General features: G+C 36.3%; 16 protein-coding genes and 1 other RNA gene. 8 read left to right on the forward strand and 9 right to left on the reverse strand.

Translation table 11 applies throughout. The features are described from left to right. Nucleotides 1-234 precede the first annotated feature (234 nt). The 5 genes from FG27_RS02170 (at nt 235) to lpdA (ending at nt 4,322) form a co-directional block, all read left to right on the forward strand. Nucleotides 235-1,104, forward strand: coding sequence for an alpha/beta fold hydrolase (locus FG27_RS02170; protein WP_037314924.1), 870 nt, complete (start codon nt 235-237; stop codon nt 1,102-1,104). Between the two features lie 91 nt (nt 1,105-1,195). Next, entirely contained in the window at nt 1,196-1,690 is a 495-nt protein-coding gene (msrB, locus tag FG27_RS02175) for a peptide-methionine (R)-S-oxide reductase MsrB (protein ID WP_037314927.1), read from the forward strand. Between the two features lie 36 nt (nt 1,691-1,726). Next, nucleotides 1,727-2,119, forward strand: a complete 393-nt coding sequence (gene msrB, locus FG27_RS02180) for a peptide-methionine (R)-S-oxide reductase MsrB (protein ID WP_037314930.1) — start codon at nt 1,727-1,729, stop codon at nt 2,117-2,119. Nucleotides 2,120-2,138: 19 nt separating this feature from the next. After that, nucleotides 2,139-2,699 (forward strand): hypothetical protein, encoded by a 561-nt coding sequence (locus FG27_RS02185; protein WP_037314933.1) that lies wholly within the window; start codon nt 2,139-2,141, stop codon nt 2,697-2,699. 231 nt (nt 2,700-2,930) lie between these two features. After that, nucleotides 2,931-4,322, forward strand: coding sequence for a dihydrolipoyl dehydrogenase (gene lpdA / locus FG27_RS02190; protein ID WP_037314935.1), 1,392 nt, complete (start codon nt 2,931-2,933; stop codon nt 4,320-4,322). A gap of 137 nt (nt 4,323-4,459) precedes the next feature. Here the strand turns inward: lpdA and FG27_RS19080 are convergent, their stop codons facing one another. The 5 genes from FG27_RS19080 to FG27_RS02210 all read right to left on the reverse strand — a co-directional run bounded on the left by FG27_RS19080 (nt 4,460) and on the right by FG27_RS02210 (nt 7,317). Continuing rightward, the gene (locus tag FG27_RS19080; protein ID WP_156101180.1) at nt 4,460-4,627 is read right to left on the reverse strand and encodes a hypothetical protein; all 168 of its coding nucleotides are present in this window, start codon (nt 4,625-4,627) and stop codon (nt 4,460-4,462) included. A gap of 81 nt (nt 4,628-4,708) precedes the next feature. Next, complete coding sequence (locus FG27_RS02195) at nt 4,709-5,434, reverse strand: diphthine--ammonia ligase (RefSeq protein ID WP_037314938.1); 726 nt, start codon at nt 5,432-5,434, stop codon at nt 4,709-4,711. A gap of 95 nt (nt 5,435-5,529) precedes the next feature. Beyond that, nucleotides 5,530-5,952, reverse strand: coding sequence for a type II 3-dehydroquinate dehydratase (gene aroQ / locus FG27_RS02200; RefSeq protein ID WP_037314941.1), 423 nt, complete (start codon nt 5,950-5,952; stop codon nt 5,530-5,532). A 136-nt stretch (nt 5,953-6,088) separates the two neighbouring features. Next, nucleotides 6,089-6,568, reverse strand: a complete 480-nt coding sequence (locus FG27_RS02205) for a hypothetical protein (RefSeq protein WP_037314945.1) — start codon at nt 6,566-6,568, stop codon at nt 6,089-6,091. 143 nt (nt 6,569-6,711) lie between these two features. Further along, the gene (locus tag FG27_RS02210; RefSeq protein ID WP_037314947.1) at nt 6,712-7,317 is read right to left on the reverse strand and encodes a porin family protein; all 606 of its coding nucleotides are present in this window, start codon (nt 7,315-7,317) and stop codon (nt 6,712-6,714) included. A 114-nt stretch (nt 7,318-7,431) separates the two neighbouring features. On the opposite strand from FG27_RS02210, the gene xerD reads away from it, so the two are divergent. After that, nucleotides 7,432-8,328 (forward strand): site-specific tyrosine recombinase XerD, encoded by an 897-nt coding sequence (gene xerD / locus FG27_RS02215; RefSeq protein WP_037314950.1) that lies wholly within the window; start codon nt 7,432-7,434, stop codon nt 8,326-8,328. Between the two features lie 129 nt (nt 8,329-8,457). Next, nucleotides 8,458-9,420 carry an aldo/keto reductase gene (locus tag FG27_RS02220; protein ID WP_037314953.1) on the forward strand — a complete coding sequence of 321 codons (963 nt, stop codon included), beginning with the start codon at nt 8,458-8,460 and terminating at the stop codon, nt 9,418-9,420. Between the two features lie 191 nt (nt 9,421-9,611). On the opposite strand, the gene rny is transcribed toward FG27_RS02220, so the two are convergent. From rny to FG27_RS02235, 4 genes are all read right to left on the reverse strand, one after another. Next, complete coding sequence (gene rny / locus FG27_RS02225) at nt 9,612-11,174, reverse strand: ribonuclease Y (protein ID WP_037314955.1); 1,563 nt, start codon at nt 11,172-11,174, stop codon at nt 9,612-9,614. Between the two features lie 50 nt (nt 11,175-11,224). Continuing rightward, a non-coding RNA gene (gene ssrS, locus FG27_RS18870) (6S RNA) lies at nt 11,225-11,345 on the reverse strand. 52 nt (nt 11,346-11,397) lie between these two features. Then, nucleotides 11,398-11,691 (reverse strand): cell division protein ZapA, encoded by a 294-nt coding sequence (locus FG27_RS02230; RefSeq protein ID WP_037314959.1) that lies wholly within the window; start codon nt 11,689-11,691, stop codon nt 11,398-11,400. Nucleotides 11,692-11,696: 5 nt separating this feature from the next. Continuing rightward, entirely contained in the window at nt 11,697-11,987 is a 291-nt protein-coding gene (locus FG27_RS02235) for a hypothetical protein (protein WP_037314962.1), read from the reverse strand. A gap of 184 nt (nt 11,988-12,171) precedes the next feature. Between FG27_RS02235 and FG27_RS02240 the strand changes: the two genes are divergently transcribed. Continuing rightward, nucleotides 12,172-13,866 (forward strand): M23 family metallopeptidase, encoded by a 1,695-nt coding sequence (locus FG27_RS02240; RefSeq protein WP_037314965.1) that lies wholly within the window; start codon nt 12,172-12,174, stop codon nt 13,864-13,866. The last annotated feature ends 36 nt before the right edge of the window (nt 13,867-13,902 follow it).

Consider the following 13,902-nt stretch of genomic DNA (forward strand, 5'->3'; position numbering starts at 1 on the left):
ATTACAAAAGCCGTCAAACCCTGCTCCTTGCTTTAAGCATCATTTAACAATTAATAAGTTTTCAAAAATGATACCATAAAAAATTTTCCATTAATGAGTTTATGCTAAGATTTTCCTACAAAGCATAACACGGGAACATTAATATTGCAGAACTCTTTTTTAGCCATTACTATTTAAATATACCTGTTTAGCATTTCTTTAATTCTTAAATTGCCACTTTTTACCTCACAGAAAATGAATCAACAGCAAAAAGATCAAATCCCGGTACAACGACTTCTTGTACCTAACTATATACGCTATACCGGAAAAGTACTTTCCAAGCTTTCCCCTTTTGTGGCAAGTAGGTTCGCCGCGCAACTCTTCCTTACCCCTTTTAAGTATAAGCTTCCGGAGCGTGAGAAAAATATGGATGAGCTCTCCAAACAGTTTCGCATTAAAATTCCAAAAACCGACAGGGAAATAGTAATTTATGAATTTGGCAAAAGCGAAAAGAAAATTTTGTTGGTTCACGGTTGGAGTGGTCGGGGAACGCAATTAGCTAAAATTGCTGAAGCACTAAAAGAGAAAGGATACAGTACAGTAAGTTTTGACGCTCCTGCCCATGGAAAAGCGCCAGGAAAAAAAAGCATGATGCTTGATTTTATTGATGCTGTACAACTTTTAGATGAAAAATATGGACCATTTGAAGCCGTAATTGGGCATTCGTTAGGTGGGATGGCAACCCTGCGAGTGGTAAAAGAAGGACTAAAGGCAAAGAAACTTGTTATTATAGGCACTGCTAATAGTATTACCCATATTACTCGCGAATTTGCCCGAAACTTAAAAATGAATAGAAAGGTGGCCGATAAGATGAAAGCTCATTTCGATAAGAAATTTGATATTGATTTGGATAGCTATTCCGGGGCGGTTTCAGCCAGGGAGGTGAATATCCCCAGTCTTGTTATCCACGATGAAAATGATGTAGATGTTGAAATTTCTTCGGCATACGATATCCATGAAGCACTGGAAAACAGCGAACTCTACATTACCAAAGGTTTAGGACATCGTCGCATCTTAGGCGACCCTGAAGTAATTAACAAAATCACAACGTTCATCGCGGTATAATCTTTGTACTTTTAAAATAAAAAAGCCCTTTGTGGGTGTTAATTAATTGCATTTTATATTATATAAAATGTTCGATTGAATTCTTAAAGCTATGAAAAAGATAATACCAATTTTACTCGCAGTATTTATAATTAGCTGCCAGGGCAATGCCCAAAAAGATCAGGAAAAACAACAGAAGGATCAGGAGAAGTTTGAAGTATCCAAATCTGATGAAGAATGGAAAGCACAATTAAGCGATGCTGAATATCAGGTATTAAGAAAAGCCGCTACCGAACCTTCGTTTTCGAGCCCCCTGAATGATATTAAAGAACCAGGAACGTTTGTCTGTGCTGCCTGCGGAAATGAATTATACGAAACTGAACACAAATTTATGAGCGGTACGGGCTGGCCAAGTTTTGACCGCGCTATTGAAGGCGGGGTTGCTTATGGAAGTGACAACAAACTTGGTTATGAACGAGGCGAAGTTCACTGTGCAAAATGCGGGGGACATTTAGGTCATGTTTTTGATGACGGCCCCAGGGAAACTACTGGTAAAAGACATTGTATAAATGGCGTTGCTATGGATTTTGAACCCGAAGGAAAATAAGATTTCCGCCTTCGCGGAAATGACAAAAGATTAATTATGAAAAAATACAGTATAGAAAAACCTGAAACCGAATGGAAAGAAAAACTTTCTGAAGAGCAATTTCGGGTTTTAAGAAAGAAAGGGACTGAAGCACCACACACCGGAAAATATAATATGCATTTTGAAGATGGAGAATATTTTTGTGCCGGTTGTGGAGAGAAACTCTTTGATAGCGAAGCCAAATTTGATAGTGGCTGTGGCTGGCCAAGTTTTGATAAAGCCATAGAAGGAAAGGTAGAATATATTCAGGATAAAACCTTTGGTATGATACGAACTGAAATTCTATGTTCTAATTGCGGCGGCCATCTTGGCCACGTTTTTGATGATGGACCTACAGAAACCGGCCAACGCTATTGTGTGAATTCGGCCAGTATAAATTTTAATAAATAACAACCTAACACCTACGATTATGAAAAAATTATTTTCAATTCTATTTATGACTACTTTTTTATTCGCCGCCTGTGAAGGAGATCAAGGCCCACAAGGACCTCCTGGTCAAGATGGTCTTGACGGACTGGATGGACTGGGATATACATTAGAAGATACATTTACTTTTGAATACTTCGAGGATAATAACACCTATTCCACATTTTATACAATTCCTGATGATGTAGCTACTATCAATCCTCAAGCTGATGCTGTTCTTGTTTATCGACTTGAAATTTTAGAAGATAATCAGGGTAACGATATTGACACTTGGAGTTTAATTCCTCAAAACTTTTTCGTTGAAGAAGGAACCATCCAATATGTTTACAACCATACTGCAGCAGATGTTGAATTAATAATTGATGGTAATTTTGATTTAAGTGAGCTAGATCCTTTTTTTACAGATAATCAAACTTTCAGATTTGTAGTAGTGCCTTCAGATTTCGCGGAAACTACAGGCATCGAAGTTTCAAACTTTAACGCTGTGATGAATGCACTTGATTTAAAAGAAAGTGATGTAAAAAAAGCAAAAGCGCTTAAATAATATATCGTCTCTATTAAATTTTATTATACCTCACAGGTTTCAAAAGACTGTGAGGTCTTTTTTTGTTTTCATAAAATTCAGCATAATGTAAATTGATTCAAAATCTTTGCCTTCAATATAGCTGTCATACTCCTAACGAAAACTTTTCAGTTTAAGCTATTATTCCTTAAATTCGCAACTTCACTCGCTAAGCGAGATTTGATTTATTAAGCATAATAAAAAATTCCGAATATGAGTAAATACGATATTATTGTTTTAGGTAGTGGCCCCGGAGGTTACGTAACTGCCATTAGAGCATCGCAATTAGGGTTTAAGGTTGCTATTGTGGAAAAGGAAAGCCTTGGAGGCGTTTGTTTAAACTGGGGGTGTATTCCAACAAAAGCTCTTCTAAAAAGTGCAGAGGTTTTTGATTACCTGAAACATGCAGAAGATTACGGATTAACTCTTGAAAAAGCCGACAAAGATTTTTCAAAAGTCATTAAACGTAGTCGAGATGTGGCCGCGGGGATGAGCAAAGGAGTTCAGTTCCTAATGAAAAAGAATAAAATTGACGTAATTGAAGGCTTCGGAAAATTAAAGTCCGGTAAGAAGGTTGCGGTTACCGATAAAGACGATAAAACAAAAGAATACCAGGCAGACAATATTATTGTGGCTACCGGTGCACGTTCTCGCGAATTACCAAACCTTAAACAGGATGGTAAAAAAGTGATTGGTTACCGTGAGGCAATGACCTTAGACAAACAACCAAAATCTATGATCGTGGTTGGTTCTGGTGCTATTGGGGTTGAATTTGCTCATTTCTATAACGCGATGGGAACTGAAGTGACCGTGGTAGAATATTTACCAAACGTAGTGCCTTTAGAAGACGAAGAAATCTCTAAGCAATTCGAAAGAAGCATTAAAAAAGCCGGAATTAAGGTAATGACCAATGCTTCAGTAGAAAGTGTAGATACTTCAGGAAAGAAAGTAAAAGCCAAGGTGAAGACCAAAAAAGGTGAAGAAACCATTGAGGCAGATATCGTACTTTCAGCAGTTGGAATTAAAACCAATATTGAAAACATAGGCCTTGAAGATCTTAAAATTAAGACCGATAAAGATAAAATTGTTGTTGACGATTTTTATAAAACCAATGTAGACGGGATTTACGCAATTGGAGATGTAGTTCACGGTCCTGCCCTGGCTCACGTTGCTTCTGCGGAAGGTATCCTTTGTGTTGAAAAGATAAAAGGAATGGACGTTGAGCCATTAGATTACGGAAATATACCGGGTTGTACTTATGCAACTCCTGAAATAGCATCGGTTGGAATGACCGAAAAGCAAGCCAAGGATGCAGGATATGAATTGAAAGTTGGGAAATTCCCATTTTCAGCTTCAGGAAAGGCGAAAGCCGCAGGAAAATCTGATGGATTTGTAAAAGTAATCTTTGATGCAAAATACGGGGAATGGCTAGGTTGCCATATGATTGGTGCCGGCGTTACCGATATGATCGCTGAAGCGGTTCTAGGTCGTAAACTTGAAACCACAGGCCACGAAGTATTAAAAACTGTACATCCTCACCCAACGATGAGTGAAGCTGTTATGGAGGCCGTTGCTGCTGCTTATGATGAAGTTATTCATATTTAAAAAGCAAAAAAACATAAAATTAAAATCCCCGAAACAATTCTGCTTCGGGGATTTTTTGTTTTGAGCTTGTTCTAAGAAGTTTTAGATAACCAGGACTGTTAATTAAACCAGGCTTTTTAGGTTCTCATAAGTAAGATTTAATATAAATTATTCTTTCTTAATTGCAACCCTAAAGCATATACACAACCAATAATTACTCCTATAATTAGGGCGCGAGAAACACCTGAAATTTCTTCTACAAAAATTAGAAATAATAATACCCCTATCAATAATACCGAAATTCCAATTATAGTTACTCTTCTCATTTTCGTTTATTCATTATAAATTTCAAAACATTTTCTTCCTACAAGTTATAAAAAACTACACGAAAACCAGAGTTTTGAAAATTACTTTAATAACAAATCACAATACATAAAACTGGTATCCCAGGATTTTTGACCATCAGTAAAGCAATTATCGTCTGAATTTTCTGCAGGTTTATAAGATTTTTCTACCAGCTCTCCTTTTTTAAAGTCGATTGGTTTCTTAAAAATTGGCCCGTCAAAAACAAAAGTGTGAAATTCTCCATTCTCGCCACAGGAATCTACCTCTTCCGGGAGATCATTCAAGAAATCTTTATCTATAATTCTTCCGCAAAAAGATTTATCAAGTTTATCGGTATTTACACAAACCACAATCGCTTTGAATCCGCTTTCAATAAATTCCTTTAATAATTCCTTCGTATTTTGATTCCAAAGCGGAAAAACAGCTTTTAAACCTATTTCCTGTAGTTGTTTTTCGCGATAACTCTTCAAATCTTCTAAAAAGATATCTCCAAAAATACTATGCGTAAAACCCTGTTTTAAAAATTTATTGGTTTCCATCTCCATTATCTCGTTATAATCTTTCATGGAAACTTCGCCGTTTAATTTAATTTGATGCAGCGGTAAATCTAAATATTCCGCTTGTTTTTGAAGTAATTCGATACGTACCCCGTGCATAGAAATTCTATTAAATTCAGTGTTTACAGTAGTAACTAATTTCTCTACCGAATACTCATTAGCCTGTTGAAGCTTATACAAGGCCAAAGCTGCGTCTTTACCACTACTCCAGTTTAGATAGGCTTTTTTCATGTTTTGAATTTAACTTTGTAGTATGAGTACATCAAAGGTTTATAATCAACTTCCTGTACGTTTCCAATTTTGTTTCCAGCATCTTGCTGTTTTCATTATTTTTTATTTAAAAAACTCTGAATTGCCAGATCATATCCCATAAGTCCAAACCCAAGGATTACGCCTTTAGCATTAGGTGCGATATACGATTTATGCCTAAATTTTTCGCGGGCATGTGTATTTGAGATATGCACTTCTACTACCGGGGTTTTTATACCTTTTACGGCATCTGATAAACCAATTGAGGTATGGGTATAAGCCGCGGCATTAAGCACAACCCCGTCAAATTCCTTATCTGCTTCGTGAAGTTTATTAATAAGTTCACCTTCTATGTTACTTTGAAAATAAGAAAGCTCGGTGTTTTTAAATTGAAACTGAAGTTCAGAGAAGTAGGTTTCAAAACTTTTATTACCGTAAGTATCGGGTTCTCTTGTTCCTAACAAATTTAGGTTAGGACCGTTAATGATCATAATTTTCATTTTTCTTGCTTAGCTGGTTATCCTCGTAAATATAAAAAATTAGCTAAAGCTACCCCATAAAAAACCCTTCAGAAAAAGGAATAGCATTTAACTACTTCAATACTTCTGAAGGATTCTTTTGGTTGGTTAATTAGGATTATAATCCAAATTCTATTCCTACATTCACTGAACCGAAGCTGCCACCATCTACGCTAATTCCGGTATAAGATCCTAAAAGTCCAATTTTCCCGAAATTATATCCAACCTGCGGTCTATAATAAAAACCTCCATCGTTGCCATCGTTTAAACCTACAGCATAACCAAGATCAGTTCCAAAGAAAAAGCCTCTTGCCAAACTTATTCTTCCTGAAGCAGAAATAGGCAGAAAAGCAGGATCGTCTACCTCAAAACCATCTTCATCCATAAAAAAACGAGTATATCCAATTTTAGGACCAACATAAAGCATATCGGCTACCCCTATCATATAAGCAAGATCTGCACCAGCCTGGAAATTACTAACTTCCTCAATATCCCCTACTGGGAGACCTATATTGGCACCAATTCGTAGTCCGCTTTGGGCTTGAGCAGCAGTCACTCCAATTAATGAAAAACACATAATAAGTACTAATCGTTTCATAATTATACATTTTTGGTTACTTACATAAAGATATAATGAACTGCAAACAAACAAGCGTATAACACTGAATTACAGGATTTCAGGTATAAAAAAAGCGGAAGATATACTTCCGCTTTTTATTTTCATAGATATTAATGGGATGTTTAAAACATAAATCCAACGCCTGCCTGGATTCCATTATTTTTTATAGCATCATCATCCCAGTTGTCGCTATCAAATACATCGGTAAATCCTTGAGTATATCTCGCAGATACGAAAAATCCATTGTTGAATTTATAAGAGGCACCAATGGCTCCCCCAAATTCAAAAGTACTACCAGCTTCAGTATCAAATTCAGCATCACCAAAACTACTGTCTAGGTCATACTCTTCTTCGACAAGAAAATTAAACGATGGTCCTACTTCAATAGATAATCCTTCTATCAAATAAATTTTAGCCAAAACCGGCACCTGGATATAATCTAGTTGATATTCTCCATTTACTGATTGACCGGCAAAAGATCTATCAGCTTCAAGTCCCTGAGTAGCATAAAGCACCTCTGGTTGAAGTGAAAAACGTTCACTTAAAGGAATTTCAGAAAGTAAACCAAGATGAAATCCTGTTCTACTTTTTTCATCTTCAAATCCATCTGAAGTCATATTCGTGAAGCTCACCCCACCTTTAGCTCCAAAATAAACAAATTCCTGTGCGCTTGCTGCAGATGTAAAACCTAATACGGCTATTACTGCAATTAAAATCGACTTTTTCATTACTTCTTATTTTTGTGTTACAGGGGCAAATGTAGGAACACACTTCTTAATAAAATGTTACCTAAACCTAAAGTATTACTAAGATTAACGACTAATTGTTTATATCTTTAACGCATGAAATGGGCTTCTGCATTACAGGATTACTGCAACTATCTTCGCTTAGAACGCGGACTTTCAGAAAACTCCATCACTAATTATAGACTGGACATTCTAAAACTTATTAACTTTTTAGAAGTTAAAAAACACAAAGTCTCTCCTATTCAAATTTCCGAAGAAACTGTTCAACAATTTATCTATGAAATCGCAAAAGAAGTAAACGCACGTTCGCAATCGAGAATAATTTCTGGTTTAAGAGGATTTTTTAATTACCTGGTTTTTGAGGATTACCGAAAAAACAATCCTTTAGATCTTATAGAATCTCCCAAAATTGGCAGGAAACTGCCCGACACCATTTCTACCGAAGAAATAGACCTTCTTATAGCAAGTGTTGACCTGAGCAAAGCTGAAGGCGAACGTAACCGTGCGATTCTTGAAACTTTATATGGTTGTGGATTACGTGTAAGTGAGCTTACTGAACTAAAAATTTCTGATCTGTTTTTCCGGGAAGGTTTTATTAAAGTAACCGGAAAAGGCAATAAACAGCGTTTTGTACCCATTTCAGATTACACCCAAAAATTCATCAATATCTATAAAGATGAAGTAAGAATTCATCAAAAGATCAATAAAGAATATTCTGACACTTTATTTCTAAATCGAAGGGGAAACCAGCTAACGCGCGCAATGATCTTCACTATTATTAAGCGCCTGGCCGAAAAGGCAGGAATTAAGAAAAAAATAAGTCCGCACACCTTTCGGCATTCTTTCGCTACACATTTGTTAGAAAATGGCGCCGATTTAAGAGCTATTCAGCAAATGTTAGGTCACGAAAGCATTACCACTACTGAAGTATATATGCACGTAGACCGCAAACATCTAAGGGAAGTAATGGAGCAATTTCATCCACGACGATAATGCTATTAAATTTGGGTTAAACCTGGATAAATTGTTCTAAAAGCCCTTATTTATTAGTAATTTCAAGCTGAACATTTTTTTAGAAAAATTGCTACGGAAACCGTGTTTCCTTAAAAAAACAAGACGTATATGAAAACATTAAAATTTAAGAACGGCGATGAAATGCCGGCTATAGGATTAGGTACCTGGAAATCTGGAAAAGAAGAAGTAAAGAAAGCGGTTAAAATCGCCTTAAATAATGGTTACAAGCATATTGATTGCGCTGCTACTTATGGAAATGAAGATGCAGTAGGTGAGGCTTTTTCTGAAGTTTTTGCTGAAGGAAAAATAAAACGTGACGAAGTTTGGATTACCTCTAAATTATGGAACAATGCCCATAAAAAAGAAGACGTTATTCCTGCATTAAAAAAGACATTAAAAGATCTACAGCTGGATTATTTAGACCTTTATCTTATTCACTGGCCGGTAGCTTTTAAACCTAATGTGAGTTTCCCTGAAAATGATGAAGAATATTTATCTCTTGAAGAAGTTCCAATAATTGAGACCTGGAATATGATGGTAGAAGCGAAAAAACAAGGGCTGGTAAAGCATATTGGTGTTTCCAATTTTAGCAGTATGAAGCTTGAAGAGTTAATGGAAGAAACTGCTGAACATCCAGAAATGAATCAGGTAGAACTTCATCCTTATTTGCAACAAAATGACCTACTGGAATTTTGTAGCACTCATAACATTCATGTAACAGGATTTTCACCACTGGGAAGCGGCGACCGTCCTGATGGAATGAAAGCAAAAAATGAACCTTCTTTATTAGAAAATCCCGTTATAAAAAAGATTGCAAAAAAACACGGGGCCAGTGCAGGCCAGGTTCTTATAAAATGGAGCGAAATGCGCGGAACAGCAGTAATTCCAAAATCTACTAATGAAGAACGTATTATAGAAAATCTTCAAAGTACAGGTGTAAATTTAGAAGAATCAGACCTTCAACAAATCGCTGAATTAGACGAACATTTTAGATACGTTACCGGAGAGTTTTTTGTCACCAAAGGAAATTCTTACGAGAACATTTATGATGATGACGACTATAAAACTTAATAACTGAAAACAAAAAGGGTGCTAAGAATTTTCGCGAAGGCAGCCTTAATTTGTTTTAGGGACTAATAACATAGATTCTAAAACAAGTTTAAAATAACAAGTTTTTTAATATAAAAAATACATCAATTAAAAATGCCTTAGAAGATTTCTAAGGCATTTTTTGTTAAATTACTTCTATTGGACTTATGAGGTTACTTAGCAATATTTACCGCTCTTGTTTCCCGAATTACGGTTACTTTAACCTGACCTGGATAAGTCATATCTGTTTGGATCTTTTGAGAAATTTCAAAAGAAAGGTTATTCGCCTTTTCATCATTTACCTTCTCACTTTCCACAATTACTCGTAGTTCACGTCCTGCCTGGATGGCATAAGCTTTTTTCACACCTCCAAATCCGAAAGCAATATCTTCAAGATCTTTTAAACGTTGAATATAAGAATCCAACACCTGTCTTCTTGCTCCAGGTCTTGCTCCGCTAATCGCATCACAAACCTGAACAATTGGTGATAATAAAGAATTCATCTCAATCTCGTCGTGGTGAGCTCCAATGGCGTTACAAACCTCAGGTTTTTCACCATGCTTCTCTGCCCACTGCATCCCAAGGATCGCGTGAGGGACTTCTGTTTCTGTTTCTGGTACTTTACCAATATCGTGGAGTAATCCCGCACGTTTAGCCAGTTTAGGGTTTATACCAAGCTCTGAGGCCATTACACCACATAGTTTTGCCACTTCCCTAGAGTGTTGTAGCAGGTTTTGACCGTAAGAAGAACGATATTTCATTCGGCCTACCAGTTTGATTAATTCAGGGTTTAAACCGTGAATTCCTAAATCAATAACAGTACGCTTACCTATATCAATAATTTCCTCGTCAATTTGCTTACGGGTTTTCTTAACTACTTCTTCAATTCTGGCCGGGTGAATTCTTCCATCGGTCACTAATTTATGTAGCGATAAACGAGCAACTTCCCTTCTAACCGAATCGAAACAAGAAAGAATAATGGCTTCGGGAGTATCATCTACAATAATTTCTACGCCGGTAGCGGCTTCTAAAGCTCGAATATTCCTACCTTCTCGACCAATAATTCTACCTTTTACATCGTCGCTTTCCAGGTTAAATACCGAAACGCAATTTTCTACAGCTTCCTCAGTTCCTATTCGCTGAATGGTAGTAATAATAATTTTCTTCGCTTCCTGCTGTGCAGTTAACTTAGCTTCCTCTATAGTATCCTGAATCAACGCCATAGCATCTGTCCTCGCACTGTCTTTAAGCGCCTCAGAAAGTTGAGCTTTTGCTTCATCTGCAGAAAGGCCTGAAATTACCTCTAATTGCTGAATTTGGCTATTATGAAGTTTATCAATTTCTTCCTGTTTCTTTTCAAGATATTCTACCCGATGATTATAATCAGCAAGTTTTTCTTCAAATTCTTTATTCAGTTTTTTATTCTTGGAAAGTTCTCCAGAAACCTGTGATTCCTTATCCCTGATGCGTTTTTCAGCATCATTCATCTTTTTATCCCGGTTAAGGATCACCTTTTCGTGCTCCGATTTTAACTCGATAAATTTCTCTTTAGCCTGAAGGATTTTATCTTTCTTGATACTTTCTCCTTCAGATTTTGCTTCTTTAAGAATATTGGCTGCCGTTTTCTTGGCATTTTTAATAGTTTGCGAAGCTCTCTTTCGCTCTAATTGTTTGGCAATAGCAAATCCTATTACTGCGCCAATAACCCCAATAACTATATTTAATAATATCTCCATATTTAAAATTTATGTATAAAAAAAGCCTGTATTAGATAGGTTTTTGGATTAAACTCCTTAAAAACAAGTTTAGGGCTAACAAGCTGATCAAGAATCCGCTCATCCCGAAAAATCGGGAGCGGCGCGCTTTTACAACTTAGACTCACCCTCTTTAAAGAATCTCTGTTGAGTTTATCAAAATATCACTAATACAGGCAGTAACCTTTATTTATTTAAAGAACGTTTATGATACCAAATGCTTTTGAAGCAAATCGTTAAGCGATTTAAGTTTATCTTCTGCTTTAAGCGTATCGGTAGATCTATCTATATCTTTTTGCTCGGTTTGGGCTGCAAATTGTAAAGCACACATTGCTAATACATCCTGCTTATCCCTTACGGCATAACTTTGCTCAAATTGCTTGATCATAGCCTCAATTTTCTTCGCTGCCTTGCGCAAACCTTCTTCCTGTTGTGGATTTATGGTTAAAGGATACACACGATCTGCAATAGAAAGTTTTATTTTAAGTTTATCGGCCATATTTATTATTCAGATAATTGAACAATGCATTGATCAATTTCTCTTATTAAGCTATTTAATTTAAGCTTAGTTTCTGTTTTAAATTCGGTACTGCCCAGCATTGCATTGGCGGCTTTAAGATTTTGAACTTCTTGATTAGACCCTTCAATCTTTTGGGTTAATCTTTGATTTTCTTCCTTAACAGTGTTCATTTCTTCCTCTAAAGAACTATGAATCTGCTTTAAATTTTCGTATTTATGAAGCAGTTTGCTAATCCTATTTTCAAGGCTATCAACGATTTCTGTCAATTCACTCATAAAAGCCAAATGTAATGCTTATCCCCACAAAGTTAACATTCGCGCTCTAATATGCCAATTGTTTTTTCGTCTATTTTTAAAAATAGGCAAGACTATTGCTAAGTTTCTAAGCACTAAGGCTTTAATTTTTGGTTAAACTTTAATTAACTTTACCGCCTGCTTAGGCCTCAAATAAAAAATTTATATGAAATCTATTTTAAGTGCTTTTCTTTTCTTTTTTACCAGCTTAATGCTTGCACAGCCTCAGGTTCCGCAAGATTATTTCCAAAATCCATTAGATGTACCCCTGGTATTATCGGGCACATTCGGTGAGCTGCGTTCCAATCATTTTCACAGTGGTTTAGACATTAAAACCCAGCAAAGACAGGGATTAAATGTAGTCGCCTCTGCAAAAGGATATGTTAGCCGAATTAATATTCAGCATTACGGCTACGGAAAAGCGCTTTATGTGCAGCACCCTAACGGCTACACTACAGTTTACGCCCATTTAAAAGAATTTTCTCCCGAAATTGAAGCTTACGTAAAAAAGCGACAATATGCCAACGAAACTTATGAAATAGAACTTTTTCCAGAAGCAGGAGAATTACCGGTGGAAGCAAATGAGCTTATAGCATTTAGTGGAAATACCGGTGGCAGCGGTGGCCCTCACCTGCATTTTGAAATTCGCGATGGCAGTCAACGACCTATGAACCCAAAACTTTTCGGAATAAAAATTAAGGATTCCCGCGCACCAATTATAGATGGATTATATGCTTACCCTTTAGATGCCGAAGCACATATCAATAACTCCCGTGAAAGACAGAAAATAAATCTTACCCCGCTAGAAGATGGTAGTTATATTGCAAGTGAAATTAATGCCTGCGGAAATATTGGTTTCGGAATAAGCTCAGTAGATCAGCAAGACGGTGCACCTAACCGTAATGGAGTCTATCAAATTGAGGCCGAATTAAATGGTGACCGCATATTAACCTTACCCTTTAAACAATTCTCATTTGCTGAAACGCGGCATTTAAATCAGCTTATAGATTATGAATATTACAGCAAGAACAAAAAACGTGTTCAAAAACTTTTTGTTGAAGACGGCAATCCGCTGAGTCTTTATGAGAATGTTTTGAATAAAGGAGAATTAAATATTCAGGATAGTCTTAATTATAATTATACGATTAAAGTGAGCGACTTTGCCGGAAACCAGCGAATAATAAGAGTTCCTATCCAGGGGATACAGCGCAACGATATTCCACCTAAAAAAGATGAAAAAACCGATTATTTCGCACAGGTAAATCAGCCATTCGCTGCTGAAGCCAACGGAATGGACATTTATATTCCAAAAGGAAGTCTTTACAAAGACACTTACCTTGATATTGAGTTTAGCGAGGACAAAGTTAAAGTTCATAACGACCACACCCCACTCCATACAAATATTACTATAGGCTTTGATGTAAGCGCTTATTCGCCAGAAGAAAAAGAAAAACTTTTCATTGCAAGATTGGGCTACGGCAACAGGCCAAACTATTCCACGACTTATAAAAAAGCAAATCGTTTTACAACAGGTACAAGAACTTTTGGGGAATATACCTTAGCTTCAGATGTTACGCCGCCTAAAATATGGCCTACAAATTTTAACGATGGCCAATGGATCTCTAGTAACAACACTTTACAGGTTAAAATAAGCGATGATCTTTCAGGGATTAAAAGTTATCGTGCAACGGTAAATGGAAAGTTTATCCTTATGGAATATGAATATAAAAACAATTCTTTAACTCACGATTTCAGCGATGGAGTAGTCACTGAAACCGAAAATGAGTTAAAAATTATTGTAACCGATAATGTAGGAAATAGTAATACCTATGAAGCAACATTTTTTAGGAAGGATTCTTAAGTAAAAACTGGAACAGCTTTTTACTTAAAAATAATA

Source organism: Salegentibacter sp. Hel_I_6, from assembly GCF_000745315.1.
Taxonomy (GTDB): Bacteria; Bacteroidota; Bacteroidia; order Flavobacteriales; family Flavobacteriaceae; genus Salegentibacter.

Excerpts from the sequence above, each read along its gene's own strand:
- FG27_RS02170 (WP_037314924.1), top strand. The coding sequence starts at position 235 with ATGAATCAACAGCAAAAAGATCAAATCCCGGTACAACGACTTCTTGTA.
- msrB (WP_037314927.1), top strand. The coding sequence starts at position 1,196 with ATGAAAAAGATAATACCAATTTTACTCGCAGTATTTATAATTAGCTGC.
- msrB (WP_037314930.1), top strand. The coding sequence starts at position 1,727 with ATGAAAAAATACAGTATAGAAAAACCTGAAACCGAATGGAAAGAAAAA.
- FG27_RS02185 (WP_037314933.1), top strand. The coding sequence starts at position 2,139 with ATGAAAAAATTATTTTCAATTCTATTTATGACTACTTTTTTATTCGCC.
- lpdA (WP_037314935.1), top strand. The coding sequence starts at position 2,931 with ATGAGTAAATACGATATTATTGTTTTAGGTAGTGGCCCCGGAGGTTAC.
- FG27_RS19080 (WP_156101180.1), bottom strand. The coding sequence starts at position 4,627 with ATGAGAAGAGTAACTATAATTGGAATTTCGGTATTATTGATAGGGGTA.
- FG27_RS02195 (WP_037314938.1), bottom strand. The coding sequence starts at position 5,434 with ATGAAAAAAGCCTATCTAAACTGGAGTAGTGGTAAAGACGCAGCTTTG.
- aroQ (WP_037314941.1), bottom strand. The coding sequence starts at position 5,952 with ATGAAAATTATGATCATTAACGGTCCTAACCTAAATTTGTTAGGAACA.
- FG27_RS02205 (WP_037314945.1), bottom strand. The coding sequence starts at position 6,568 with ATGAAACGATTAGTACTTATTATGTGTTTTTCATTAATTGGAGTGACT.
- FG27_RS02210 (WP_037314947.1), bottom strand. The coding sequence starts at position 7,317 with ATGAAAAAGTCGATTTTAATTGCAGTAATAGCCGTATTAGGTTTTACA.
- xerD (WP_037314950.1), top strand. The coding sequence starts at position 7,432 with ATGAAATGGGCTTCTGCATTACAGGATTACTGCAACTATCTTCGCTTA.
- FG27_RS02220 (WP_037314953.1), top strand. The coding sequence starts at position 8,458 with ATGAAAACATTAAAATTTAAGAACGGCGATGAAATGCCGGCTATAGGA.
- rny (WP_037314955.1), bottom strand. The coding sequence starts at position 11,174 with ATGGAGATATTATTAAATATAGTTATTGGGGTTATTGGCGCAGTAATA.
- FG27_RS02230 (WP_037314959.1), bottom strand. The coding sequence starts at position 11,691 with ATGGCCGATAAACTTAAAATAAAACTTTCTATTGCAGATCGTGTGTAT.
- FG27_RS02235 (WP_037314962.1), bottom strand. The coding sequence starts at position 11,987 with ATGAGTGAATTGACAGAAATCGTTGATAGCCTTGAAAATAGGATTAGC.
- FG27_RS02240 (WP_037314965.1), top strand. The coding sequence starts at position 12,172 with ATGAAATCTATTTTAAGTGCTTTTCTTTTCTTTTTTACCAGCTTAATG.